Below are 25,298 nucleotides of genomic sequence, written 5' to 3' on the forward strand. Positions count from 1 at the left end.
CCGATCGTAACGGGGGACTACAGCGCCGCGGCGACCTCGGTGCCCTGGCGGATTGCGCGCTTGGCGTCGAGTTCCGCGGCGACGTCGGCCCCGCCGATGACGTGCGTCGCGACGCCGGCGACGGTCAGCGGGTCGACGAGATCGCGGACCGACTCCTGGCCTGCGCACACCACCACGGTGTCGACCTCGAGCACGCGGGGCTCCCGGTCGGAGTCGGGAAAGCTGAGGTGCACGCCCGCGTCGTCGATCCGGTCGTACCGGGCGCCGGAGATCTGCTCGACGCCCTTCATCTTGACCGTCGCGCGGTGCACCCACCCGGTGGTCTTGCCCAGCGACTTCCCCTGCGATCCGGGCTTGCGCTGCACGAGATAGACCGTGCGGGTGGCGGCCGTCGGGCGTGGCTTCGTGACGAACCCGGGGGTGTCGAGGTCGTCGGTGACACCCCACTCCTGGTCCCACTCCTTGGCGTCGAGGGTGGGCGAGTCGGTGACGGTGAGGAACTCGGTGAGATCGAACCCGATGCCGCCCGCACCGATCACCGCGACGCGATCACCGATCTCGCGGTCACCGAGGACGGCGTCGGCGTAGGTCATCACCGACGGGTGGTCGATCCCGGGGATGTCGGGCACACGCGGGGTCACACCGGTCGCGATCACGACGTCGTCGAACTTCTCCGCGACGAGACGATCGGCGTCGACGCGGGTGTCGAGGTGGACGGTCACGCCGAGCACCTCGAGACGGCGGGTGAAGTACCGGATCGTCTCGGAGAACTCCTCCTTACCGGGAATCCGTGCGGCGATGGCGAACTGGCCACCGATCGCCGGGCCGGCGTCGAAGAGGGTGACGCGGTGCCCGCGCTCGGCGGCGGACACCGCCGCGGACAAGCCTGCGGGGCCGGCGCCGATCACCGCGACCCGACGGGCGGTGCGGGTGGGGGAGAGGACCAGCGTGGTCTCGCGACCCGCCTGCGGGTTGACCAGGCAGGAGACCTTCTTGCCGACGAAGGCGTGGTCGAGGCAGGCCTGATTGCAGCCGATGCACGTGTTGATCTCGTCGGCCCGACCGGCCTGCGCCTTGGCCGGGAGGTGCGGGTCGGCCAGGAGCGGCCGCGCCATCGACACGGCGTCGACACGACCCCGGCTCAGGACCTCCTCGGCGACGTCGGGGGTGTTGATGCGGTTCGAGGCGATCAGCGGGATCGTCACCTCGTCGCGCAGACGCTCCGTGAACCGGACGAACGCCGCACGCGGGACCGATGTCGCGATGGTGGGCACCTTCGCCTCGTGCCATCCGATGTCGGTGTTGATCGCGCTGACGCCGTGCGCCTCGAGAGTCCGTGCCAGCAGGGCGATCTCGTCCCAGGTCTGACCACCCTCGACGAGGTCGGCGATGGACTGCCGCATGATGATCGGGTAGTCGGCCCCGACCCGGGAACGGATCTCGTCGACGATCGCCACGACGATGCGCTGCCGGTTCTCCGTCGAGCCACCCCACCGGTCGGTGCGTCGGTTCGTCCTGGGGCACAGGAAGGTGTTGAGCAGGTATCCCTCGCCGCCCATGATCTCCACCGCGTCGTATCCGGCGTCGCGGGCCAGGACCGCGGTGCGTCCGTAGGACCGGATGACGTGACGGATCATCGCGTCGGTCATCTTGATCGGTCGGAACGGATGGATCGGCGACTTCTCCCACTCCACCGACCACTTGTACGGCGTGTAGCCGTACCGGCCCGCGTGCAGGATCTGCATCGCGATGTGGCCGCCCTGCGCGTGCACGGCGGCGGTGGCGCGACGGTGCCGACGCGCGTCGAAGCGGTTGGTGAGTTTGGCGCCGAACGGCAGCAGCAGTCCGGTCCGTGTGGGCGCGATACCGCCGGTGATGATCAACCCGACGCCGCCCCGGGCCCGCTCCGCGTAGTAGGCGGCGAGACGCTTCCCGTCGAAGAACCGCTCCTCGAGGCCGGTGTGCATCGAGCCCATGACGATGCGGTTGCGGATGGTCATGTCGCCGATGGACAAGGGCTGGAACAGGTTCGGGTACTCGGTCATCGTCCTGCCTTCGCTGTGGTGGGTAGGGGCTGGGGTTCGTCGGTCGCGATCTCGGCGTCCAGGGCGTCGATGACCTCGTCGCACCAGTCGATGAGGCCCTCCTCGATCCGGATGCCGCCCTGCAGGACGAGGCGTTGGTGCAGGCGGCGTCCCCGGGTGGCCGTCGACGGGGTCAGGTCGGTGTCGGCGAAGCGCCGGTACAGCGAGAGCCGCTCACGATGTGCGTCACGGTGGCGACGGAATTCGGCGACGAGGTCGCGCAGGTCGCCGTGTTCGGCTGCGCGCAGGCGCACGCTCAGTTCGTCCCGCAGGCGGGGGACCGGTGCCGGGTCGGAGATCCACGCGCGCAACGCGTCTCGCCCGGCGGCCGACAGCGTGTAGACCTTCTTGTCCGGCCGGCCGTCCTGCGCCACGTCCTCCATCTCGACGAGACCGTCGACGTGCAGCTTTTTCAGCGTGCGATAGATCTGCTGGTGCGTCGCCGACCAGAAATATCCGATGGAGCGCGCGAACTGACGGCCGATCTCGTATCCCGTGCCGGGACGTTCGGCGAGCGACACCATGATCGCGTGCTCGAGGGCCATGACAGGACGGTAATACGCAACGACGCACTGTGCAACAAAGTGCATATAAACCGCTCAGCGTGACTGCTTAGGCTGCCGGGCATGACGGACCCTGAGGTGCCCGGTCGCGATGAACCGCCGTTCGACGCCGACGAGGTCACGACGCTGCGAACATTCCTGGCCTATCAGCGCGCGACCTTCGCCTGGAAGTGCGAGGGACTCGACGCGGCGGGTCTGGCCACGACCGTCGCCGCGTCGTCGATGACCCTCGGCGGCATGCTGAAGCACCTCGCCTTCGTCGAGACGCAGTGGGTCGTGCATCGGATGGCCGGCGATGACTGGCCGGAGCCGTGGGCGTCGGTCGACTGGGACGCCGATCCCGACTGGGACTGGAATTCCGCGGCCGACGACAGCCCCGAGGAGCTGTGGGCGATGTGGCGTGATGCAGTCGGTCTCGCCGACGACATCATCTCGGCGGTGCTCGCCGATAGAGGTATCGAGGCGATCGCGCGTCATCCGCGGGGAGACGGGGCGCTGGTCTCCCTGCGGTGGCTGCTGGTGCACCTGATCGAGGAGTACGCGCGACACAACGGCCACGCCGACCTCATCCGCGAGGCGATCGACGGGCGAGTCGGGGAGTGACCCACCTCTGACGGATGCCCGATTAGTCCGATCCCCCTACCCTGACGCCATGGCCGGACACCCCGACGACGCCACCCGTGTGGGCAACCCGGAGCGCGAACGCGCGATCGCCCATCTCAACGACGCCTTCGCCCAGGGGTACCTCGACGTCGCGGAGTTCGAGGAACGGTCGGAACGCGTCTACGCCTCGCGGACGAGAGGCGACCTTCGCGGCGTGCTGGAGCACTTTCCGATCGCGGGGGCGCTGTTCCCCGACGCCACGGTGATGACCGCCGGCTCGATGACGCCGTCCGCGGTGCCGACGCGGCCGGTCGAGCTGGAGGCGAACTGGGACACGGTGCGGCGCAAAGGGGTGTGGGACGCGCCGGCGAGCCTCCTGCTCACCGGGACGATGGGCACGATCGATCTCGACTTCACCTCGGCGGTGCTCGCCGGCCCCGTCACCACGGTGCAACTCCAGGTCTCGACCTCGACGATCAAGATCCGCGTCGGCCCCGATCACGCGGTGCGTACCTCGGGCCTGGCGCGCAGCGGGTGGTCGACCCTGAAGGACAAGGCGGGGGAGCCGACGCGTCCGGGCGGGCCGGTCGTCGAGCTGACCGGGTCGATGTCGGCGATGTCGGGCCTGACGCTGCGCCGCACCGCCTGAACGATCTGCGGGTGCCCCCGGCAGGACTCGAACCTGCGACCTAGGGATTAGAAGGCCCTTGCTCTATCCACCTGAGCTACGGAGGCGCGCGGCAAGTGTATCGGTGCGCTCCCGACGCGCTGTTCCCGCGACACCGGTCGACTCCCGCGACTGTGATCGCAGTCGCGGGAGTGGATCACCGTCGCGGGAGAGCCCGGTATGCGCAGATAAACTCGGCTGCATGACAGCTCTCGCACCCGACTCCCTCGACCTGCGCCGCAGCGCGGCGGGGGCCGTGGCGTGGGCGATCGGGTGGGCGACCGTCGCCGTCGCGGTGATCGTGACGGCGGTGTCCGCGTCGACCGCGGTGGAGCTCGCCGGGATCCCCGATCCGGGGTGGATCACCACCTACGGGATCGCGGCCGACCAGGGGATCGGAGAGGTCGCGGCCGCGTTCGCGGTCGGGTCGGCGCTCTTCGCGGCGTTCTTCGTCCCACCGCAGTCCGACGGCGTCCTCGACGTCGGGGGGTATCGCGCGATGCGATGGGCCGCGGTCTCCTCCCTCGTGTGGGCGGTCGCGTCGGTGGTGATGATCCCGCTGTCCCTGTCGAACGTGTCGGGACTCCCGCTGTCCGAGACACTGGCCCCCGGGCGATGGGCCGACGCGCTCGACCAGGTCGCCGACGCCCGCTCGTGGATGTGGACCGCGATCCTCGCGATCGTCGCCGCCATCGTGGCGCGGGTCGGCCTGCGCTGGTGGACGACCCTGGTCGCGCTCGCCGTGGCCGTGCTCAGCCTCATGCCGCTCGCGCTGAGCGGTCACTCGTCGGCCGGTGGGGACCACGATCTGGCGACGAACAGTCTGATCCTGCACATCGTCGGCGCGTCGGTCTGGATGGGCGGACTGTTCGCCGTCCTCGCATACGCCCGTGGCAGCGGCGGGTACGGCGCACTCGCCGTGCAGCGCTTCTCCCGGGTCGCGCTGTGGTGCATCGTCATCGTCGGTGCCAGCGGGGTCGTCAACGCGTTGATCCGCGTGCACCTCGACGAGCTGTTCACCACCACCTACGGCCGGGTGGTCCTCCTCAAGGTGCTCGCGCTGGTGGTTCTCGGCGGACTCGGCGCAATACATCGACGACGGACCGTCTCCGCGCTGACCGCCGACCCACAGGACCGCGGCGCCTTCATCCGCTTCGCCCTGGTGGAGCTGGGTGTGTTCGCCGCGACGTTCGGACTCGCGGTCGGCCTCGCGCGGACCCCGCCGCCCGCCCGTGACACGTCGTCGATCTCGGTGCAGGCCGTGGAGCTCGGTTACGACCTGCCCGGCAAGCCGACGCTCGAGACCATCGCGACCTTCTGGCGGCCGGACCTGATCCTCGGCCTGGCCGCGATCGTCCTCGGGGTCACCTACCTGCGCGGCGTGGTGCGGCTGCGACGCCGCGGCGACGAGTGGCCGGTCGGCCGGACCATCTCGTTCACGCTGGGCGCGGTCCTGCTGCTGGTCACGACGTCCTCGGGCCTGGGTGCCTACTCGGCGGCGATGTTCAGCGTCCACATGATCGCCCACATGATGATGTCGATGCTGATCCCGGTGCTGCTGGTGCTGGGCGGTCCGGTCACCCTGGCGCTGCGGGCGTTGTCGCCGGCCGGGGCATCGGCGCCTCCGGGGCCGCGGGAGTGGATCCTCGCCGCGGTCCACAGCCCGGTCTCGCGGTTCCTCACCCACCCACTGGTCGCGTTCCTGCAGTTCGTGGGCAGCTTCTACGTCCTGTACTTCAGTGGACTCCTCGACGCCGTCGCGACCTATCACGCGGCGCACATCCTGATGAACATCCACTTCCTGCTCAGCGGGTACCTCTTCTACTGGGTCGTCATCGGGATCGACCCGTCACCGCGTCAGGTGCAGCCGCTGGTCAAGGTCGCGATGGTGTTCGCCGCCCTGCCGTTCCACGCGTTCTTCGGCGTGATCCTGATGTCGCAGAACACGGTGATCGCCCAGCAGTGGTTCCGCAGCCTGGCGCTGCCGTGGAACACGGACCTGCTGGCCGACCAGCGCACGGGCGGAGCCATCGCCTGGGCCGCCGGTGAGGTGCCGCTCGTCATCGTGCTGATCGCACTGTTCATCCAGTGGACCCGGCACGACCAGCGCATCGCCCGCCGCATCGACCGTCGCGCCGACCGCGACCACGACGCCGAGCTGACCGAGTACAACGCCATGTTGGCCGGCCTCGCGGGACGACCCGGCGTGACCGCGGACAGCCGCCCCGACACCGACCGCTGACGTTCCCGTCGCCCGGCCGACGGCCGGGGACCGACCGCTAAGGTTGGTGACGACCTCCGCCGCGTCGGCACGGGCGGCGCCGCACCCCGGCGCGCCGGTCGCAGCGACGACGGCAGACCCTCGACCACATCGCGCGAGCACCATCACCGCGCACGGAAGGACGAAGACACCATGGCCGAATTCATCTACACCATGAAGAAGGTGCGGAAGGCGCACGGCGACAAGGTCATCCTCGACGACGTCACCATGTCGTTCTACCCCGGCGCCAAGATCGGCGTCGTCGGCCCGAACGGCGCCGGCAAGTCGTCGATCCTGAAGATCATGGCCGGCATCGACCAGCCGTCGAACGGCGAGGCCTTCCTCGACCCGAACGCCACCGTCGGCATCCTCATGCAGGAGCCGGAGCTCGACGAGAACAAGACCGTCCGACAGAACGTCGAGGACGGGCTGGGGCAGGTCAAGAGGGATCTCGACCGGTTCAACGAGATCGCCGAGCAGCTCGCCACCGACTACACCGACGAGCTCATGGAGGAGATGGGGCAGCTTCAGGAGAAGCTCGACCACGCCGACGCCTGGGATCTGGACTCCCAGCTCGAGCAGGCGATGGACGCGCTGCGCTGCCCGCCTGCCGACGAGCCCGTCACGCACCTGTCCGGTGGTGAGAAGCGCCGCGTCGCGCTGTGCCGACTGCTGCTGTCCAGCCCCGACCTGCTGCTCCTCGACGAGCCGACCAACCACCTCGACGCCGAGAGCGTGCTGTGGCTCGAGCAGTTCCTCGCGACCTACCCCGGTGCGGTGCTCGCCGTCACCCACGACCGGTACTTCCTCGACCACGTCGCCGGCTGGATCTGCGAGGTCGACCGCGGCAAGCTCCACCCCTACGAGGGCAACTACTCCACGTACCTGGAGAAGAAGGCCGAGCGCCTCGAGGTGCAGGGCAAGAAGGACCAGAAGCTGCAGCGGCGCCTCAAGCAGGAGCTGGAGTGGGTGCGCTCGGGTGCCAAGGCCCGCCAGACCAAGAACAAGGCGCGTCTGGCCCGCTACGACGAGATGGCCGCCGAGGCCGACAAGATGCGCAAGCTCGACTTCGAGGAGATCCAGATCCCGACGCCGCCGCGCCTGGGCGACGTCGTGGTCGAGGTGAAGAACCTCGACAAGGGCTTCGACGGCCGCGTGCTCATCAAGGACCTGTCGTTCACGTTGCCCCGCAACGGGATCGTCGGCGTGATCGGCCCGAACGGCGTCGGCAAGACGACGCTGTTCAAGACGATCGTCGGCCTGGAGCAGCCCGACTCGGGCAGCGTCCGCGTCGGCGAGACCGTGAAGCTCAGCTACGTCGACCAGAACCGCGCCAACATCGACCCGAAGAAGAACGTGTGGGAGGTCGTGTCCGACGGACTCGACTACATCGAGGTCGGCCAGAACGAGATGCCGTCGCGCGCCTACGTGAGCGCGTTCGGGTTCAAGGGACCCGACCAGCAGAAGAAGGCCGAGGTGCTCTCCGGTGGTGAGCGCAACCGCCTGAACCTCGCGCTGACGCTGAAGGAGGGCGGCAACCTGATCCTCCTCGACGAGCCGACCAACGACCTCGACGTCGAGACCCTCGGGTCGCTGGAGAACGCGCTCGACTCGTTCCCCGGCTGCGCGGTGGTCATCAGCCACGACCGGTGGTTCCTCGACCGCACCTGCACCCACATCCTGGCGTGGGAGGGCAACGTGTCGGAGGGCCAGTGGTTCTGGTTCGAGGGCAACTTCGAGGGCTACGAGAAGAACAAGGTGGAGCGGCTCGGGCCGGAGGCGGCCCGTCCGCACGCCGTCACCCACCGCAAGCTGACCCGGGACTGACCCGGTGAGCCGCGCGGCGGGGGAGGCAGGTCCGACGGTGGTCTCTCCCGCGGAGGTCGCGCGGAGCTACGACGCGCGCGCTTCCCGCCGCGCGGAGTCCTCGACCCGGTTCGACGCCGACCGTGTGCGTGCGCACCTCGCGGTCGCGCAGACGCGGGCGCGGGGCGAGGTCCTCGTCGACACCGCCGAGATCCCCGGCGGGGGACTGGCGGTGCTCGCGGTCGCCGACGACCAGCCCCTGCTCGTCGAGGCGGCCGTCGGGGCCGTCGAACGCGCCGGGTTCACCGTCGGCCGGGTCGATCACCCGATCCTCCGGGTCGATCGGGACGACACCGGAGCCATCACCGGTGTCACCGCCGACGACGGGTCGGCCGGTGACGGGGGTACCCGGGAGTCGTGGATGTGCCTCGAGGTCGACGGCGCCGACACCGACGACGCCGCGGCTCTGCGCGCCGCCACCGAGACCGTCATCGCCCGCGTGGTCGCGGTCCACGCCGACGCCGAGGCGATGTGGTCCGTCGTCGACGAGGCGATCGAGGCCCTCGACGGCGAGGAGCGTGACCTGCTGGTGTGGTTGCGCGACAGGCACTTCCACCCCATCGGGCTGGTGGCGGCCACCGGCGATGACTGGGACCGCGGGCTGGGGGTCTTCGCCGACACCGACCTCCCGCGTCCTCCGTTCGTCGCCGACGCGGGCGTCTCCGTCGGGCGGATGCACCTGCCCGCCGGGGTTCATCGGACGGAGTACCCGACGGTCGTCACCATCGGGACGGGGCGGCGCCGCGACGCCGTCGTCGGGGTGTTCTCCACCGCGGGCGTCACCGCCGACGTGACCACGGTGCCGGTGGTCCGAGAGATCGTCGCGACCACCCTGCGCCATGCCGGCACCGACGCGGACGCCTACTCGGGCGCGACGATGATCGAACTGCTGCAGAACCATCCCCGCACCGATCTGTTCTCGGCGGATCCGGAACTCCTCGCGCGCGATCTCTCCGATGCGCTGGAGGCCGTCACCGCCCGTGAGGTGCGGGTGTTCCTCCGGGCCGACCCGCGATCGGCGATCGTGTCGGCGCAGATCCACCTGCCGCGGGACCGCTACACCACACGGCTGCGGGCGACCATGCAGGACCATCTCGCACGTCGGCTCGGTGGTCGCGACGCGGAGTACTCCGCGCGGATCACCGACGCGCCGCTGGCGGCCATCCACGTCCTGATGCGCACCGAGACCGTTGAGGACATCACCCCCGCGGCGCCCGGCACCGTCACCGACCTCGACGGCGACCTGCGCTCGGCGATCCAGGCCGATCTCGCCGAGGCGGCGCGCAGTTGGGACGAACAACTCTGCGCCGTCGCGACATCCGACGACACCGACCTCGACGCGTCGACCGCGGCGGCCTACGCGGCTGTGCTGTCGCAGGCGTACAAGGATCAGCGGGAGCCGCGCACGGCGCTGGCCGACGCCGCCGTGCTCTCGGCGTTGGAGCCCGGTGGTTTCGACGTCCGACTGGCCCGTCACGCCGACATCGAGCACCGCTGGACCTTCGACCTCTACCTCTGCGGACGGTCCGCGTCGTTGACCGCCGTGCTGCCGATGATCCAGAGCCTCGGCGTCGAGGTGCTCGACGAGCAGCCGCTCTCCGTCACCCGACCCGACGGGATCGACTGCTGGATCTACGAGTTCACGCTGCAACCCGCGGGCGGGGTGAGCCTGCCCGCGGATGCCGGCGACGATCTCGGGCACCGCTTCACCGACGCGTTCTCCCACCTGTGGTCGGGGATCGCCGAGGTCGACGAGTTCAACGAACTCGTCATCCGCACGCGGCTGGACTGGCGTTCCATCGTCATGCTGCGCGCCTACGCGCACTACCTCCGGCAGTGCGGGTTCGCCTACAGCTCCCGGCGCATCGCGTCGGTCCTCGGCGACCACGCCGAGTTGGCCGAGGCGTTGATCGACGTCGTCGAGACGTCCTTCCACCCCGACAGGGCCGACGACGCCGCCCGGGACGCCGCGCTCGACCGTGTCGCTCGGCTCTCGGGTGACGTGATGAGCCTCGACGCCGACCGGATCGTCTCGGCCTTCGTCGACCTGGTGCGTGCGACCGTACGCACCAACTTCTTCACCGAGGGCGTGCTCCGCCGCTCGCTGGCGATCAAGCTGCTCCCCGAGGCGATCCCGCAGGCACCGCAACCCCGTCCGCACCGGGAGATCTACGTCTACTCGCCGCGCGTCGAGGGTGTGCACCTGCGGTTCGGCGCCGTCGCCCGCGGCGGCATCCGGTGGTCGGACCGGGCGGAGGACTTCCGCACCGAGATCCTCGGGCTCGTCAAGGCGCAGGCGGTGAAGAACGCGGTCATCGTCCCCGTCGGGGCGAAGGGCGGGTTCGTCGTGCGGCGGCCCCCGGTGCCCACCGGCGACGCCGCCACCGACCGCGAGGCCACCCGTGCCGCCGGGGTGGCCTGCTACCGCGAGTTCATCTCGGCGCTGCTGGATCTCACCGACGACGTCGCACCCGACGGCGGTGTCCGGCCCGCGCCCGGGCTGGTCCGCCGCGACGGTGACGACACCTACCTGGTGGTCGCGGCGGACAAGGGCACCGCGGCGTTCTCGGACATCGCCAACGAGGTCGCCGCCGACCACGGCTTCTGGCTCGGCGACGCGTTCGCGTCCGGAGGGTCGGTCGGGTACGACCACAAGGCGATGGGCATCACCGCCCGCGGCGCCTGGGAGTCGGTCCGTCGCCACTTCCTCGAACTCGACCTCGACATCGACGTCGACGACTTCACCGTCGTGGGTGTCGGTGACATGAGCGGCGATGTGTTCGGCAACGGGATGCTGTTGTCGGACCACATCGGGCTGGTCGCCGCCTTCGACCACCGGCACGTCTTCGTCGACCCCACACCCGACCGCGCCCGGGCCACCGAACAGCGTCGACGGCTGTTCGCGATGCCGCGGTCGTCGTGGGCCGACTACGACACCGACGCCATCTCGGAGGGCGGGGGTGTGTGGTCCCGCGAGACCAAGGCGATCCCGATCAGCGCGCCGATGCGGGCCGCGCTCGGGATCGACGACGGCGTCGAGTCGCTCAGTCCGCCCGAGCTCATCACCGCGATCCTCTGTGCGCCCGTCGATCTCCTGTGGAACGGGGGCATCGGGACGTACGTGAAGGCGTCGACCGAGAGCCACGCGGACGTCGGGGACAAGGCGAACGACGCCATCCGCGTCGACGCGCCGCAGGTGCGCGCCCGTGTGATCGGCGAGGGCGGCAACCTCGGGGTCACCGAGCGGGGCCGTGTCGAGTTCGATCTCCACGGCGGCCGGATCAACAGCGACGCGTTGGACAACTCCGCCGGCGTGGACTGCTCGGACCACGAGGTCAACATCAAGATCCTGCTCGACGCCGCGGTCGCGGCCGGCGACCTCGACGCGTTCGAGCGCAACGAGCTGCTGGCGTCGATGACCGACGAGGTCGCGCGACTGGTGTTGGGCGACAACATCGCCCAGAACACCGCACTCGGGATCGCGCGGTCGCAGAGCGCGCCGATGGCCGAGGTGCACGTCCGTCTGCTGCGTCACCTGGCGCGTGAGCACGGCGTCGACCTCGAGCTGGAGGTGCTGCCCACCGCCCGCACCCTCACCCGTCGCGGACCCGACCGCGACCGGGTCGGGCTCACCTCACCCGAACTCGCCACCACGATGGCCCACGTGAAACTCGCCGTGAAATCCGAGCTGTTGCACGGGGATCTGCCCGACAACGACGTCTTCGAGCAGCGGCTCGCACGCTACTTCCCGGTGCCGCTGCGGGAGCGTTTCGCCGACGGGATCCGGCGTCACCGACTGCGCCGCGAGATCGTCGCCACCACGCTCGTCAACGACGTCGTCGACTGCGCCGGGCCCGAGCACGTCTTCTCGTTGACCGAGGGGTCCGGTGCGTCGGAGACCGATGCCGTGCGCGCGTTCGTGGTCGTGTCGGAGATCTTCGGTCTGGACGCCCTGTGGCGAGACGTCGTCGACGCACAGGCGCCTGCCGCGGCCGTCGACGCCATGGTGATCCGGTGGCGTCGCCTGCTGTTCCGGGCCTCGCGCTGGATGCTCGCGACGCGTCCCCAACCGCTCGCCGTGTCCGCGGAGGTGACCCGCTACGGGCAGCGCGTCGCGAACCTCCTGCCACAGGTCGACGGGTGGCTGGGTGACCGGTCGCGACACGAGATCGACGCCGTCGCAGCCGAACTCACCGAGTTCGGCGCCAGTGGTCCGGTGGTCGCGGCGGCCGCCGGCTGTCTGCACTGGTTCTGCCTGCTCGACATCGTCGACGCCGCGGAGATCGCCGACCGCGACGAGCGCGAGGTCGGGGAGCTCTACTTCGCGATCATGGAGTACCTCGGTGTGGAACAACTGCTCTCGGCCGTCTCCGACCTCGACTCCGGCGATCGTTGGCAGTCGCTGGCGCGTCTCGCCCTGCGTGACGACCTGTTCGCGGTGATGCGGTCGATCACCCTGACCGTGCTGGAACTCGGCGAACCCGACGAGAGTGCCGCCGAGAAGATCGAGGAGTGGCGGATGCACACCGCGACGAGGCTGACGCGCGCGCAGGCCACGTTGGAGGAGATCGACGCCTCCGGCCACCACGACCTCGCGACGCTGTCCGTGGCGGCGCGCGCGTTGCGGAGCATGATCCGATGACCGAGCCGGGGTTCACCGCGTCGGTGCCGGTGCGATGGTCGGACATGGACGTCTTCGCCCACGTCAATCATGCGCGCATGGTCACGCTGCTCGAGGAGGCGCGGATCCCGTGGCTGTTCGAGCCCGGTCGGCCGACGCGAGAGATGCGGCTGGGGTGTCTCGTCGCCGATCTGCACGTCCGCTACCAGGGTCAGGTCCGCCACGAGGACACGCCGCTGCAGGTCACGATGTTCACCACCGCCGTCCGCGCGGTCGACTTCACCGTCGGCTACGAGGTGCGCCGTCGTGACGAGGAGTCAACGGTGAAACCCGCGGTCGTGGCGTCGACGCAACTGGTCGCGTTCGACGTCGACACGCAGGCACCGCGTCGCATGACCGACGACGAGAAGCAGTACCTGCGGGAGTTCCTGAGGCCCGACGCGAAGGTCCCCGGCGGGCGGGGCCGATGATCGACCTGCCCGACCTCGCCGACCGCTACGACCTGTCGGCGTTCGTGTCCCGCGCGCGGGTGCTGGACGAGACCGCCGTGATCCGCTTCCGCCGCCGCCCCGACGGGGCTGTCGGGGTGTGGGTGCGCACACCGTTCGACGTCCTCGCGACCCGATCGGTGCGGATCGGCGTCGACGATCCCGACGTCGTCCTCGACGCGGCCACCCTGCAGAGCGCGTTGCGCACGCCGTCGGCACCGCGGTCGCCTTTCGACGGCCCGTCGGGACCCGCCCGCATCGACCCCGGGTTCTCGATGCCGAGCGCGTGGGACGGCGGGGCGTTGCCGCCCGACGCCGGCTTCGTCCACATCGACGACGTGCCCGCGCGGACGGTCGTCGGGCTGTCGCGGGACGGCGCCGAGGTGGCGCGGACCGAGGGCGGACCGCAGGGTCCGCCGCCGTCGCTGCTCGATCAGACGGTGCTCGACGTCAGCGCCGCAGGGCTGGACGGCGGCGGCGTCGAGGTGCCGATGCGCGCGGTGTTCGCGGTGACGGCCATGGGTTTCGTCATCGACGCGGCCGGCCGGATGGTGACGTCGACGACCCCGATCGACGCGATCGACGCCGACGAGCCGGTCCGGGTGCGCGCCACACCGACCTGGGCCCGTCTCGACGCCCGCTTCGGGTCGGTGTACTTCCGCCGCGCACCGTCGATCCCGCTCACCCCGATCTGACCGGGACCCCGAGACCCCTCGCCGAGCGTGCACCAGATGCCGCCGACCGTGCCACAACACCTCGCCGACCGTGCCGAAACACTTCGCCGACCGTCCGCTCTCGTGCTCGGCCGACGTCTTCTGCACGCTCGACGGCACTTTTCGGCACGGTCGGCGGGGTCGAGCACGCGAGGCGAGGTGACGCCGTGTGCTCAGGTCGGTGGGGTCCGAGACCCGCTGCGTCAGACGAGCCAGGCGGCGGCGTTGGCGGGGAGCCTGCCGTCGACCAGCGGTGCGCTCGAGAGCAGCACCTCACCACCGGGCAGCCCGACGGGTGCGTCGGTGGTGTTCAGGGCGCAGACCAGGCGGCCGACCGACCGTCGGAAGGCCAGGCAGCCGGGGGGCGCCCCGTACCACTCGACCTCCTCGCCGGCGAACTCCGGCCGGGTGCGGCGCAGCTCGATCGCGAGGCGATGCAGCGACAACGTCGAGTCGACGTCCTCCAACTGGGCCTCCGCGGTGAGGTCTGCCCACCCCTCCGGCATCGGCAGCCACGTGTCGGCCGAGTCGCTGAACCCGTAGGGCGGTGTGTCACCGGTCCACGGAACCGGGATGCGGCACCCGTCGCGACCACGGTTCGTGTGCCCCGACCGCTCCCACACCGGATCCTGCAGTGCCGAGTCCGGCAGGTCGACGTTCGGCATGCCCAGTTCGGAGCCGTTGTAGAGGAACACCGTGCCCGGCAGCGCGAGCTCGACGAGCACCATCGCACGCGCGCGGTCCCGACCGACGTCCTCGGTCGTGCCCTCGGCGTAGCGGCTGACCTCCCGCTCGACGTCGTGGTTCGACAGCGTCCAGGTCGGCACCCCCTGCACGGAGTCGACGGCTTTCAGCGAGTTCTCGATCGCGTCGCGCACCGACTCGGCGGTGAAGTCGGCCTCGGCCAGGCGGAAGTTGAAGCCGAGGTGCAGCTCGTCGGGACGGACGTACTCGGCGAAGCGCTTGTTGTCGCGCACCCAGATCTCGCCAACGGTCACCGCGTCGGGGTACTCGTCCATCACCGTGCGGATCCGCTTGTGGATCGCGTGGACGCCCGGGTTGTTGAAGCGCGGGTCGTCGTCGTCGTTGATCAGCAGCCCGGTCTGCAGCTCCTCGGGCATGTCGGGCAGGCCCGGAGGCTTGGCCATCCCGTGGGCGACGTCGATGCGGAAGCCGTCGACGCCACGGTCCAGCCAGAACCGGAGGGTGGTGGCGAGGTCCTCGAAGACCTCGTCGTTCTCCCAGTTCAGATCGGGTTGCTCGGCCGCGAAGATGTGGAGGTACCACTGGCCGGGCGTGCCGTCGGGCTCGGTGACGCGGGTCCATGCGGGACCGCCGAAGATGCTCGGCCAGTTGTTGGGCGGTTCGTCACCGTTCTCGCCGCGTCCGTCGCGGAAGATGTAGCGCTCCCGTTCCCGGCTGCCCGGCTCGGCGGCGAGTGCCTCGACGAACCACGGGTGCTGATCACTGGTGTGGTTGGGCACCAGGTCCATCGTCACCTTGATGTCCCGGGCGTGCGCCTCCTCGATGAGCGCGTCGAGGGCGCCGATGCCGCCGAAGAGCGGATCGATGTCCCGGGGATCGGAGACGTCGTAGCCGTGGTCGGCCATGGGGGAGCGCATGACGGGGCTGATCCAGAGTGCGTCCACGCCGAGGAGCTCCAGATACCCCAGCTTGTCGACGACGCCGGGCAGGTCCCCGACGCCGTCGCCGTCGCTGTCGGAGAAGGAGCGCGGGTAGATCTGGTAGAACACCGCGGTCGCCCACCAGGGCTTCGCGGCGTCACCCCCGTCGGCAGGCGTCGGGTCGGCGATCGTCGACGGCGCGTCGGGCGCGTCGGGGCTGTCCGGGGATCCGTCGGCGACGGAGACGTCCGGTGACTCGTCGTTCACGACGCCCATCTTGCCTCACCCGTCGCAGATGCCCGGGTGTCCACACGCGCGTGGCGTGGTGGCCCTCACAGACAGCCGGCGCGGGTGTCCTGCACCTCATCGGCTGTGCCCGTTGCGAATTGGCGGGCCGAGGACGCGCGCGAGCGTCAGAGCGGGCTGTTCACCATCGACTGCGCGGCCATCTCCATGTAGTCGACGAGCGCCCGACGGTGGTCGGCGTCGAGGCGGTCGTCGCCGATCGACGCGATCGCGGTGTGCATGCACCGCAACCACGCGTCCCGTTCCATCACGCCGATGCGGAACGGCTGGTGTCGCATCCGCAGCCGCGGGTGACCGCGTTCGTCGGAGTAGGTGCGGGGGCCACCCCAGTACTGCTCGAGGAACATCCGCAGTCGGCGCTCGGCGCCCTCGAGGTCGTCCTCGGGGTAGAGCGGGCGGAGGATCTCGTCGCGGGCCACCTCGGCGTAGAAGCGCCGGGTGAGGTCGGCGAAGGTGTCGGCCCCGCCGACCGCGTCGTAGAACGTCTCGCTGGCCTCGGTCACGCCACCAGTGTCCCGCATCGACCGCGCGGCGCGGTCGGGCGCCCACGTCGCCCGACGGTCACCGGGGCGTCACCGCACGGACACCCGCGTCACCTCCCCGACGGCGTGTCCCCCCGCATAAAGCCATGCGCAGGCGCGACGAACGTGGTGCACTGGTGCGGGCGAGGGCATCGACACCCTCGGACGCTCGGAGGACGGATGGCGCGCACGCGGTCGCAGCAGTCGGAGGTCGTGACCCCGATCGTCGGCGGCGCACGCCATCCCACCGACCCCGTCTCCACCCCGGACGCGCCGCAGCGCGCCGACATGGGCCGCGGCGGCGCGGTCTGGGGCAAGCACCGGGTCCTGCTCCTCAACGCCACCTATGAGCCGCTGACCGCCATATCCATCCGACGGGCGGTCGTGCTGGTGCTCCGCGAGCGCGCCGACGTCGTCCACACCGACGAGCGCGGGCCGGCGATCCACTCCGCCGACGTCTCCATGCCCGTGCCGTCGGTGATACGGCTGCGCACCTACGTCCGCGTGCCCTACCGCGCGAAGATCCCGATGACCCGCGCCGCGCTCATGCACCGCGACCGTTTCCGCTGCGGGTACTGCGGGGCGAAGGCCGACACGATCGACCACGTCGTGCCACGCAGCCGCGGCGGGGCGCACAACTGGGAGAACTGCGTCGCGTGCTGCGCCTCGTGCAACCACCGGAAGGCCGACCGCCTGCTGTCGGAGCTCGGGTGGACCCTGCGCACCGCGCTCACGCCGCCCAAGGGCCGCCACTGGCGGTTGCTCGCCACGGTCAAGGAGATCGACCCGTCGTGGTCGCAGTACATCGACGTCGGCGCCGCCTGACGTCGCTCCCGACGACGCGTGCTCGGAGCCAACGACACGGCGTCGTACCCGGCTGGGCCACGGCGGTGCGGTTCGGATAGGTTTTCCCCGAACACTCCCGGAGAAGGGTCTCGAGGCTGATGGAAGATCTCATCATCGCAATCGGGCTGCCCGTGACGATCATCTGCATCATCGCGGTCGTCCTGTGCGTCCTGTCCATGGCGTGGGCCTTCGGGTCGGGGCACAAGCCCACCGTCCGCTACACCCTGGACAAGGAGTGGGATCGTGAGCCGCTGCTGTTCAGCGCGGTCGACGTCGCCCCGGTCGCCCCGCCGGCGCATCACGAGCCGTCCACCGACGAGCTGACCGGAGGTTCCGCACATGGCAAGTGGTGAGATCAAGCCGGTCGTCACCGACCCCGACGCGTTGCCGCTGGGCCACGTCGTCACCACCAGTGGGCGCATCTCCGCCGCCCGCACACCCGGCTCGGCCCCGGAGACACCGCCGTTCGACCGCGACGAGCTCGTCGCGCTCGACGAGGCGCTGTCGAACGCCACCGAGCTCGCCATGGTCCGGTTCTCGGTCTACATCGGCGACCTCGGCGGCGATCCCGTCGCCAAGGCGGGGGAGATCCTGCCGCAGGTGCCCGAGCCCGAGCACGCCGCGCTGATCGCCGTCTCGCCGAACAGCAAGGACGTGGTGGTCGTCTCGGGGCGGCAGGTCGCCGACCGCATCAACGACCGGGTCGCCCAGCTCGGGGTGACGGCCGCGATCGCCGGTTTCCGCGAGAACGATCTCATCGACGGGGTGATCGCCGCTCTGCGCGTCATGGCCACCGCGGTGGCCCGCTCCTGATCCCAGGCCCACACGTCCCGCCGTCCGGCGCCCGACCTCTCCGGTCGGGCGCCGGACGCGTTCGTGGGGCGGTCAGCCCTCGCCGCGGTCCGCCCGGCGGATGCGCAGGGACCGGGCGACGGTGTCCCGGCCCTCGAGGACCAGACGCCGCAGCGCCGGCGGGTGGTCGCCCGTGAGGAACTCGTCGGCGCGGGACAGCGCGTCGTCGTCGATCGCCCACTGCGGGTACAGGCCGATGACCACGCTCTGCGCGACCTCGCTCGAGCGCCGACGCCACACGTCGGCGACAGCGTCGAAGTACTTCTCGACGTAGGGCTCCAGCAGGTGCTCCTGTCCGGGGCGTGCGAAGCCCGCGATGATCGCGCGGCCCACCGTGTTCGACAGCGAGTCGTCGGTGACGACGCGGTCCCAGGCGTTCTTCTTCGCCTCGGCGAGAGGCCGCGCGGCGCGGGCGGTCTCCGCCTTGCGCGCACCCGCGGCGGTGTTGTCGCGCTGCGCCTCGGCGTCGATGACCGGCGTGCTGTCCGGGTCCTCGTCGACGGCGCCTGCCGTCGCCAGTGCGGTCAGGACCGACCACCGCAGGTCGGTGTCCACGACGAGCCCCGGCAGGCCGACCGACGCGGGGTCGTCGCCGTCGAGCAGGGACCGCAGCACCGCGACGACGTCGTCGTCCACCAGGCCCGACAGGAGGGCGCCGACGAACGCCAGCTGGTGGTCGGAGCCGGCCTCGGCGTCGCGCGCCAGCTCCAGCATCCGTCGGCTGAACCGCGGCCACCCGGTCCCCACGGCCCACTCGGGGTCGGCGTACCGGTCGATCGCGGTCTGCGCCTGCATCAGGACCCGCTGCACGACCGCGATCTCGGTCTCGGCCCCGATGCCGCGCAGGACCAGCTCCACGAAGTCGCGTGGGCGCATCGTGGCGGCGCGGGTCTGTTCCCATGCCGCCGACCACACCAGCGTGCGGGGCAACGACTCGGTGATGTCGGCGATGCGCTCGGTGGCGACCCGCCACGAGTCGTCGTCGAATCCGATGGTGCAGTAGGTCAGGTCGTCGTCGTTGAGCAGCACCAGCGCGCCCCGCGGGACGCCGACGAGGTCGGGCACGTCCGTCCGTTCGCCCTCCACGTCGAGCTCGACACGGTGGGCGCGCACCAGCTTCCCGTCCTCGTCGTCGTAGACACCGATCGCGATCCGGTGCATCCGGGTCTCGCCGGCGCCGGGTTCCGCGCCGGTCTGCACGACGGTGAACGACGAGAACGCGCCGGAGTCGTCGACGGTGAACTCCGGGCGCAGACCCGTGATCCCGGTGGTGCGCAGCCAGGTGTCACCCCAGTCCGACAGGTCCCGGCCCGACGACCGTTCGAGCGCCCCGACGAGATCGGCGAAGGTGGCGTTGCCGAACCGGTGGGCCGTGAAGTAGTCGCGCAGACCGGCGAGGAAGTCCTCGAGGCCGACGTAGGCGACGAGCTGCTTGAGGACCGATGCGCCCTTGGCGTAGGTGATGCCGTCGAAGTTGACCTCCACCGCGGCGATGTCGGGGATGTCCGCGGCGACGGGGTGGGTCGAGGGCAACTGGTCCTGGCGGTAGGCCCACGACTTGTCCACGGTGGCGAACGTGGTCCAGGCGGTCGTGTACTCGGTCGCCTCGGACTGGCAGAGCACGGAGGCGAAGGTCGCGAAGGACTCGTTGAGCCACAGGTCATCCCACCACCGCATGGTGACGAGGTCGCCGAACCACATGTGCGCCATCTCGTGGAGGATGGTCTCCGCCCGGCGTTCGTAGAGGGCCTTGGTCACCTTCGACCGGAAGACGTAGTCCTCGAGATAGGTGACCGCCCCGGCGTTCTCCATCGCGCCGGCGTTGAACTCGGGCACGAACAGCTGGTCGTACTTGCCGAACGCGTAGGGCACACCGAAGTTCCGGTGGTAGAACTCGAACCCCTGCTTGGTCTCGGTGAACACCCGCTCGGGGTCCATGTGCTCGGACAGCGATGCGCGGCAGTAGATCCCGAGCGGGATGGTCCCGTGATCGTCGCTGTAGGTGTCCTCCCACCGTGCGTAGGGACCGGCGATCAGCGCGACCAGGTAGGTGCTCATCGGCTCGGTGGGGCGGAAGCGATGCACGCCCGGCTCGGAGGCGAGTGTCTCGACCGGTGCGGCGTTGGTGATCACCTGCCAGTCCTGCGGCGCCGTGACGCCGATCGTGAAGGTGGACTTGAGGTCCGGCTGGTCGAAGCAGGCGAACATGCGCTTGGCGTCGGCCGTCTCGAACTGCGAGTAGAGGTACACCGCGCCGTCCGAGGGGTCGACGAAGCGGTGCAAACCCTCGCCGGTGTTCGAGTACAGGCACCGCGCGACGACGGTCAGCTCGTTCTGTGCGGCCAGATCGGGGAGGTCGATGCCGTGTTCGGGGTCGTACCCGGAGACGTCGAGTTCGGTGCCGTTCAGCGTCGCCGACTCGACGGAGTCGGCCACGAGGTCGATGAACGTCGACGCGCCCGCGGTCGCGTCGAACGTCACCGTCGTCGTGGACGCGAACGTCCGCTCACCGGGTCCGCCGGAGCCGTCGGTGAGGTCGAGGTCGACGGCGTACCCGGTGACGGTGATCGTCTGGGCACGCTCGACGGCGGCGTCGCGGGTGAGATTGGGTGCGGTCACGGCGGATCCCCTTCGAGGGTGTCGGTGGTGGTTCACACTTACCCCATCACCGGTGCGAGTGGTCGCGCGGAGCGGCACGGGAATGCCGACGACCGCCCCCGGTTGTATCCCGATGGACCTGTAGGACCCCGACGGCGCCGTGTGAGCGCAGACGAGGAGACATCCATGACCGCCACCGACACCGCACCGTCCGCGTCGGACGCGTCGACGCGCGACCGCGTCGACTTCTGGCTCGACCCCCTGTGCCCCTGGTGCTGGATCACCTCACGCTGGATCCTCGAGGTCGAGAAGGTCCGCGACGTCGACGTGAACTTCCACATCATGAGCCTGGCCGTGCTCAACGAGGGCAAGGACATCCCGGCCGAGTACGCCGAGCGGTTGAAGCCGGCGTGGCGACCCGTCCGCGTGCTGCAGGCCGCGGTGGACGCCCACGGTCACGAGGTCCTCGACCCGCTGTACACCGCGATGGGCACCCAGATCCACAACCGTGGCGTGTCCGACTACGACGCCGCGATCGCGGCGGCGCTGGCCGACGCCGGGCTGCCCACCGATCTCGCCTCCGCCGCGGACTCCGACGAGTACGACGAGGCCATCCGGAAGAGCCACCACGAGGGCATGGACAAGGTCGGCGACGACGTCGGTACCCCCACAATCCACATCAACGACGTCGCCTTCTTCGGCCCCGTGCTCTCGCGGATCCCGCGCGGCGAGGACGCGGGCCGGGTGTGGGACGGCGCCGTTGCGCTGGCGAGCTACCCGCACTTCTTCGAGCTCAAGCGCAGCCGCGACGAGGACCCGCAGTTCGACTGAGGCAGACGCTCCCGGCGGGCCGCTGACCAGGCGGTCGCGGCCCGCGGGGCACCTGTCATGCTGGTCGCCATGCGCGTCTACCTGGGTGCCGACCACGCCGGCTTCGAGTTGAAGAACACCATCGCCGACCACCTGCGGTCCGCGGGTCATGACGTCGTCGACTGCGGTGCGCACGTCTACGACGCCGCCGACGACTACCCCGCCTTCTGCATCGCCGCGGCCCAGCGGACCGTCGCCGACCCGGGCAGCCTCGGGATCGTCCTCGGCGGGAGCGGCAACGGTGAGCAGATCGCGGCGAACAAGGTCCCGGGTGCGCGGTGTGCGCTGGCCTGGAGCGTCGAAACCGCCCAGCTCGCCCGGCAGCACAACAACGCCCAGCTGATGGGTATCGGCGGCCGGATGCACTCCACCGAGGAGGCGTTGGCCATCGTGGACGCGTTCCTCGCCACCCCGTGGTCGGAGGAGCCGCGCCACCAGCGTCGCATCGACATCCTGGCGGAGTACGAGACCACCCACGAGGCCCCCGCGGTCCCCGAGAGCTGACCCGGGGCGGGGGAGAGGAGGACCGATGCCCGAGGGGCACACCGTCCATCGTCTCGCCCGCCTGCACACGCGCCGCTTCCGCAACACCCCGGTCCGGGTCTCGAGTCCGCAGGGCCGGTTCGTGGCCGAGGCCGAGCGCCTGGACGGCCAGGTCTTCGCCCGCGCCGAGGCGTGGGGCAAGCACCTGGTGCACGAGTACGCCTCGGGCGACATGGTGCACGTCCACCTCGGGCTCTACGGCAAGTTCAGCGACGTCCCCGCACCGATGGACCCGCCCGTGGGCCAGGTCCGGATGCGCATCGAGAGCGACACGCGCGGAGTGGATCTCCGCGGACCGACCGCCTGCGAGTACTTCACCCCGGCGGACCTCGACGCGCTCGTCGCGCGTCTCGGGCCGGACCCGCTGCGACCCGACGCCGACCCCGATCGCGCCTTCGCCCGGATCCACCGGTCGAAGCGGGCGTTGGGCTCGATGCTGATGGACCAGAAGGTGATCGCCGGCGTGGGCAACGTCTACCGCGCCGAGGTGTTGTTCCGACACGGCGTGCACCCGATGCGCCCCGGCACCGACGTCGACGAGGCCGTGTGGCAGGACATGTGGGACGACATCGTCGAGCTCATGGCCGTCGGGGTGCGCAAGGGCAAGATCATCACCATCCGCCCCCAGGACGACCACGGGCCACGTGGCCTGCGCGGTCGGCCCCGCAGCTACGTCTACCGCCGTCGTGGTGAACCGTGTCGCATCTGCGGGACGACGGTCCTCGGCGAGGTGATGGAGGGCCGGAACCTGTTCTGGTGCCCCACCTGTCAACCCGACTGAGCCCCAGCGCTCACCGGTCCGCCAGGGAGTTCTTGCCGTTCTCACACGATCGGGGCGCACCATGGTGGGCATGGAGACGGTGACCGTGCTGGTGGTCGGCGGTACCGGGGAGGCCACGCCGACCGATCCGCCGCAGCCGGTGCGCGGTCTCCTCCGGTGCGTCGTCGACGATCTCGACGCCCGCTTCGACGCCCGGTGGGTCGCCTATCCCGCCAGCTACGGCCCGGTCCCCGTCCCGGACGGACCGAGTTTCGCCGACAGTGTGGCCGCCGGTGTGAGGTCCCTGCGCGCGGCGATCGCCGCGACACACGGCCCATGGGCGGTGATCGGCTACTCGCAGGGCTGTGTGGTCATCCGAGAAGCACTGGCCGACAACCCGTCTCGACCGCCTGTGGCGATCGGGCTCGTCGCCGACCCGCACCAGCCGGCCGGCTGCGTCCGCGAATGCGACGGCCACGGCGTGGCCGGACCCGGCCGACCGCTGCCCGACGTCCCGACGATGTGGATCGGCGACCGCGACGACGTCATCTGCAACGCCAGCCCCGACTCGCTGGTCCGCGACGTCGCCGACCTCACACGGTCGCTCACGACGACACACCCCGGCGCGTGGGTGTCGACGATGCTGCGGGCGATCCGCACCGGCGCGATGCAGAACGCACGGTCGACGTCGTTCCGGCCGGCCCAGTGGCGTCGCGACATGACCCGTCTCGCGACCGCGGCCCGCGAGGTACGCGGATATCTGCCGTGCAGCCTGCGGATCGGGCCGATCACCCTGCGCAACCCGACAGGGGGTCGACACGTCGCCTACGCCACCGACCGTAGCGACGACGCCGCAGCGCTCACCGGCTGCGCCGCGCTGGCCGCCTGGCTCCAGGTCGTCGCGACCGTGCATCTCGGACCGCTCGACACGACGACGTTTGCGCCGTCGTCATCTGCTCGACACGCGGATGGACCGGTGCTGGGCGACACTGGGTGAGCCGCCGCCCGGTGGCGTCGGGCGTCGACCAACGGAGCGTGACCGTGGACCACTACGACCTCCTCGTCATCGGCTCGGGGCCGGCGGGCCAGAAGGCCGCCATCGCGGCGGCGAAGCTGGGCAAGCGCGCAGCGGTCGTGGAACGCCGGGACATGGTCGGCGGAGTCTGCATCAACACGGGCACGGTGCCGTCGAAGACGATGCGCGAGGCGGTCATGTACCTGACCGGTCTGAACCAGCGCGAGCTCTACGGTCAGTCCTACCGCCTGAAGTCCGACATCACCGTCGCCGACCTCTCTGCCCGGACACATCACGTGATCGGCAAGGAGATCGACGTCATCCAGAACCAGTTGGCGCGCAACCGGGTCGCGCTGCTGATCGGCAGTGCGACGTTCGTCGACGACCACCAGATCGCCGTCCACGGACCCGACGGGGACCACACGACCGTCAAGGCCGACCACGTCGTCATCGCGGTCGGCACGCGCCCCGCCCGCCCGTCCACCGTCGACTTCGACGGCGCGACGATCGTCGACTCCGACCAGATCCTCGGCATGGACCATGTGCCGCAGTCGATGGTGGTCGTGGGCGCCGGTGTCATCGGCATCGAGTACGCGTCGATGTTCGCGGCGCTGGGCACCAAGGTGACCGTCGTCGAACGACGACACACCATGCTCGACTTCTGCGACCGCGAGATCATCGAGGCGCTGCAGTACCAGTTGCGCGAGCGCGGTGTCACCTTCCGGTTCTCCGAGTCGGTGAAGACCGTCGAGAAGCACGCCGGTGGGACGCTGACGATTCTCGAGTCGGGCAAGAAGATCCCGGCCGACACGGTTCTCTACTCCGCCGGTCGGCAGGGCGTGACCGACGAGTTGAACGCCGCCGCAGCGGGTCTCGAGGCCGACGACCGCGGTCGGCTGGCGGTCGACGAACACTTCCGGACCTCGGTCGAGCACATCTACGCGGTCGGTGACGTGATCGGGTTCCCCGCGTTGGCGGCGACGTCGATGGAGCAGGGGAGGCGCGCCGCCTACCACGCGTTCGGTGAGCCGGTCGGCAACGGCGAGGGCATCCAGCCGATCGGGATCTACTCCATCCCCGAGGTGTCCTACGTCGGTCGCACCGAGGAGGAACTCACCGCGGACGGCGTGCCCTTCGAGGTGGGGGTGGCCCGGTACCGCGAGCTCGCCCGCGGGGCGATCATGGGGGACTCGTACGGCATGTTGAAGCTGCTCGTCCACGCGACCGACCGGACCCTGCTGGGCGTGCACGTCTTCGGCAGCAACGCGGCCGAACTCGTCCACATCGGACAGACGGTGATGGGGTGCGGGGGAACCGTCGACTACCTCGTCGACGCCGTCTTCAACTACCCGACCCTCGCGGAGGGGTACAAGGTGGCCGCACTCGACGCGGTGAACAAGATGCGCGCGATCAGCCGGGTGACCGGCTCGGGTGCCGCGCACGAACTGGGCACCCAATGACACATCCCCCGCCGGCCGGTGGCCGACGGGGGATGCG

At 70.3% G+C, this 25,298-nt stretch carries 20 protein-coding genes and 1 tRNA gene; 15 read left to right on the forward strand and 6 right to left on the reverse strand.

The window, feature by feature from the left end; all coding sequences use genetic code 11:
- Positions 1-17: 17 nt before the first annotated feature.
- Both LX12_RS00285 and LX12_RS00290 read right to left on the reverse strand, forming a co-directional pair.
- A complete protein-coding gene (locus LX12_RS00285; protein WP_253652523.1) occupies positions 18-2,045 on the reverse strand; it encodes an NADPH-dependent 2,4-dienoyl-CoA reductase in 2,028 nt (675 codons plus the stop codon).
- The gene (locus LX12_RS00290) at positions 2,042-2,629 is read right to left on the reverse strand and encodes a PadR family transcriptional regulator (protein WP_253652524.1); all 588 of its coding nucleotides are present in this window, start codon (positions 2,627-2,629) and stop codon (positions 2,042-2,044) included. Before LX12_RS00290 ends, LX12_RS00285 begins: the two co-directional genes overlap by 4 nt.
- 81 nt (positions 2,630-2,710) lie before the next feature.
- Between LX12_RS00290 and LX12_RS00295 the strand changes: the two genes are divergently transcribed.
- Positions 2,711-3,250 carry a DinB family protein gene (locus LX12_RS00295; RefSeq protein WP_253652525.1) on the forward strand — a complete coding sequence of 180 codons (540 nt, stop codon included), beginning with the start codon at positions 2,711-2,713 and terminating at the stop codon, positions 3,248-3,250.
- 49 nt (positions 3,251-3,299) lie between these two features.
- Entirely contained in the window at positions 3,300-3,899 is a 600-nt protein-coding gene (locus tag LX12_RS00300) for a DUF1707 SHOCT-like domain-containing protein (protein WP_253652526.1), read from the forward strand.
- A 12-nt stretch (positions 3,900-3,911) separates the two neighbouring features.
- On the opposite strand, the gene LX12_RS00305 is transcribed toward LX12_RS00300, so the two are convergent.
- A tRNA-Arg gene (locus LX12_RS00305) sits at positions 3,912-3,985 on the reverse strand.
- A gap of 134 nt (positions 3,986-4,119) precedes the next feature.
- Here LX12_RS00305 and LX12_RS00310 point away from each other — a divergent pair.
- The 5 genes from LX12_RS00310 to LX12_RS00330 all read left to right on the forward strand — a co-directional run bounded on the left by LX12_RS00310 (position 4,120) and on the right by LX12_RS00330 (position 13,847).
- Positions 4,120-6,159 (forward strand): bifunctional copper resistance protein CopD/cytochrome c oxidase assembly protein, encoded by a 2,040-nt coding sequence (locus LX12_RS00310; RefSeq protein ID WP_253652527.1) that lies wholly within the window; start codon positions 4,120-4,122, stop codon positions 6,157-6,159.
- A gap of 171 nt (positions 6,160-6,330) precedes the next feature.
- The gene (gene ettA / locus LX12_RS00315) at positions 6,331-8,004 is read left to right on the forward strand and encodes an energy-dependent translational throttle protein EttA (protein ID WP_253652528.1); all 1,674 of its coding nucleotides are present in this window, start codon (positions 6,331-6,333) and stop codon (positions 8,002-8,004) included.
- A gap of 37 nt (positions 8,005-8,041) precedes the next feature.
- The gene (locus tag LX12_RS00320) at positions 8,042-12,685 is read left to right on the forward strand and encodes an NAD-glutamate dehydrogenase (RefSeq protein ID WP_253652529.1); all 4,644 of its coding nucleotides are present in this window, start codon (positions 8,042-8,044) and stop codon (positions 12,683-12,685) included.
- Complete coding sequence (locus LX12_RS00325; protein ID WP_253652530.1) at positions 12,682-13,134, forward strand: acyl-CoA thioesterase; 453 nt, start codon at positions 12,682-12,684, stop codon at positions 13,132-13,134. Before LX12_RS00320 ends, LX12_RS00325 begins: the two co-directional genes overlap by 4 nt.
- On the forward strand, positions 13,131-13,847 hold the full coding sequence (locus tag LX12_RS00330; protein WP_253652531.1) for a DUF8185 domain-containing protein: 717 nt from the start codon (positions 13,131-13,133) through the stop codon (positions 13,845-13,847). The genes LX12_RS00325 and LX12_RS00330 overlap by 4 nt, the downstream gene beginning before the upstream one ends.
- A 221-nt stretch (positions 13,848-14,068) precedes the next feature.
- Here the strand turns inward: LX12_RS00330 and LX12_RS00335 are convergent, their stop codons facing one another.
- Positions 14,069-15,679 carry a glycoside hydrolase family 13 protein gene (locus LX12_RS00335; RefSeq protein ID WP_372504911.1) on the reverse strand — a complete coding sequence of 537 codons (1,611 nt, stop codon included), beginning with the start codon at positions 15,677-15,679 and terminating at the stop codon, positions 14,069-14,071.
- A 224-nt stretch (positions 15,680-15,903) separates the two neighbouring features.
- The gene (locus tag LX12_RS00340) at positions 15,904-16,299 is read right to left on the reverse strand and encodes a globin (protein WP_372504885.1); all 396 of its coding nucleotides are present in this window, start codon (positions 16,297-16,299) and stop codon (positions 15,904-15,906) included.
- Between the two features lie 306 nt (positions 16,300-16,605).
- Between LX12_RS00340 and LX12_RS00345 the strand changes: the two genes are divergently transcribed.
- From LX12_RS00345 to LX12_RS00355, 3 genes are all read left to right on the forward strand, one after another.
- Positions 16,606-17,142, forward strand: coding sequence for an HNH endonuclease (locus LX12_RS00345; RefSeq protein WP_253653111.1), 537 nt, complete (start codon positions 16,606-16,608; stop codon positions 17,140-17,142).
- Between the two features lie 119 nt (positions 17,143-17,261).
- Positions 17,262-17,516, forward strand: coding sequence for an aa3-type cytochrome oxidase subunit CtaJ (gene ctaJ / locus LX12_RS00350; protein ID WP_253652534.1), 255 nt, complete (start codon positions 17,262-17,264; stop codon positions 17,514-17,516).
- Positions 17,503-17,976, forward strand: coding sequence for a DUF5130 domain-containing protein (locus LX12_RS00355; RefSeq protein WP_253652535.1), 474 nt, complete (start codon positions 17,503-17,505; stop codon positions 17,974-17,976). Before ctaJ ends, LX12_RS00355 begins: the two co-directional genes overlap by 14 nt.
- Positions 17,977-18,048: 72 nt before the next feature.
- Here LX12_RS00355 and pepN read toward each other — a convergent pair whose 3' ends face one another.
- Positions 18,049-20,634 carry an aminopeptidase N gene (pepN, locus tag LX12_RS00360; RefSeq protein ID WP_253652536.1) on the reverse strand — a complete coding sequence of 862 codons (2,586 nt, stop codon included), beginning with the start codon at positions 20,632-20,634 and terminating at the stop codon, positions 18,049-18,051.
- Between the two features lie 165 nt (positions 20,635-20,799).
- Between pepN and LX12_RS00365 the strand changes: the two genes are divergently transcribed.
- The 5 genes from LX12_RS00365 to sthA all read left to right on the forward strand — a co-directional run bounded on the left by LX12_RS00365 (position 20,800) and on the right by sthA (position 25,261).
- On the forward strand, positions 20,800-21,444 hold the full coding sequence (locus LX12_RS00365) for a DsbA family protein (RefSeq protein WP_253652537.1): 645 nt from the start codon (positions 20,800-20,802) through the stop codon (positions 21,442-21,444).
- A gap of 69 nt (positions 21,445-21,513) precedes the next feature.
- Positions 21,514-21,987, forward strand: coding sequence for a ribose-5-phosphate isomerase (locus LX12_RS00370; protein WP_253653112.1), 474 nt, complete (start codon positions 21,514-21,516; stop codon positions 21,985-21,987).
- 25 nt (positions 21,988-22,012) lie between these two features.
- Positions 22,013-22,807, forward strand: coding sequence for an Fpg/Nei family DNA glycosylase (locus tag LX12_RS00375; RefSeq protein ID WP_253652538.1), 795 nt, complete (start codon positions 22,013-22,015; stop codon positions 22,805-22,807).
- Positions 22,808-22,877: 70 nt separating this feature from the next.
- Positions 22,878-23,783 (forward strand): PE-PPE domain-containing protein, encoded by a 906-nt coding sequence (locus LX12_RS00380; protein ID WP_253652539.1) that lies wholly within the window; start codon positions 22,878-22,880, stop codon positions 23,781-23,783.
- A 44-nt stretch (positions 23,784-23,827) separates the two neighbouring features.
- Complete coding sequence (gene sthA, locus LX12_RS00385) at positions 23,828-25,261, forward strand: Si-specific NAD(P)(+) transhydrogenase (RefSeq protein WP_253653113.1); 1,434 nt, start codon at positions 23,828-23,830, stop codon at positions 25,259-25,261.
- Positions 25,262-25,298 lie beyond the last annotated feature (37 nt).

The organism is Williamsia serinedens, from assembly GCF_024171725.1.
GTDB classification, from domain to species: Bacteria; Actinomycetota; Actinomycetes; order Mycobacteriales; family Mycobacteriaceae; genus Williamsia_A; species Williamsia_A serinedens.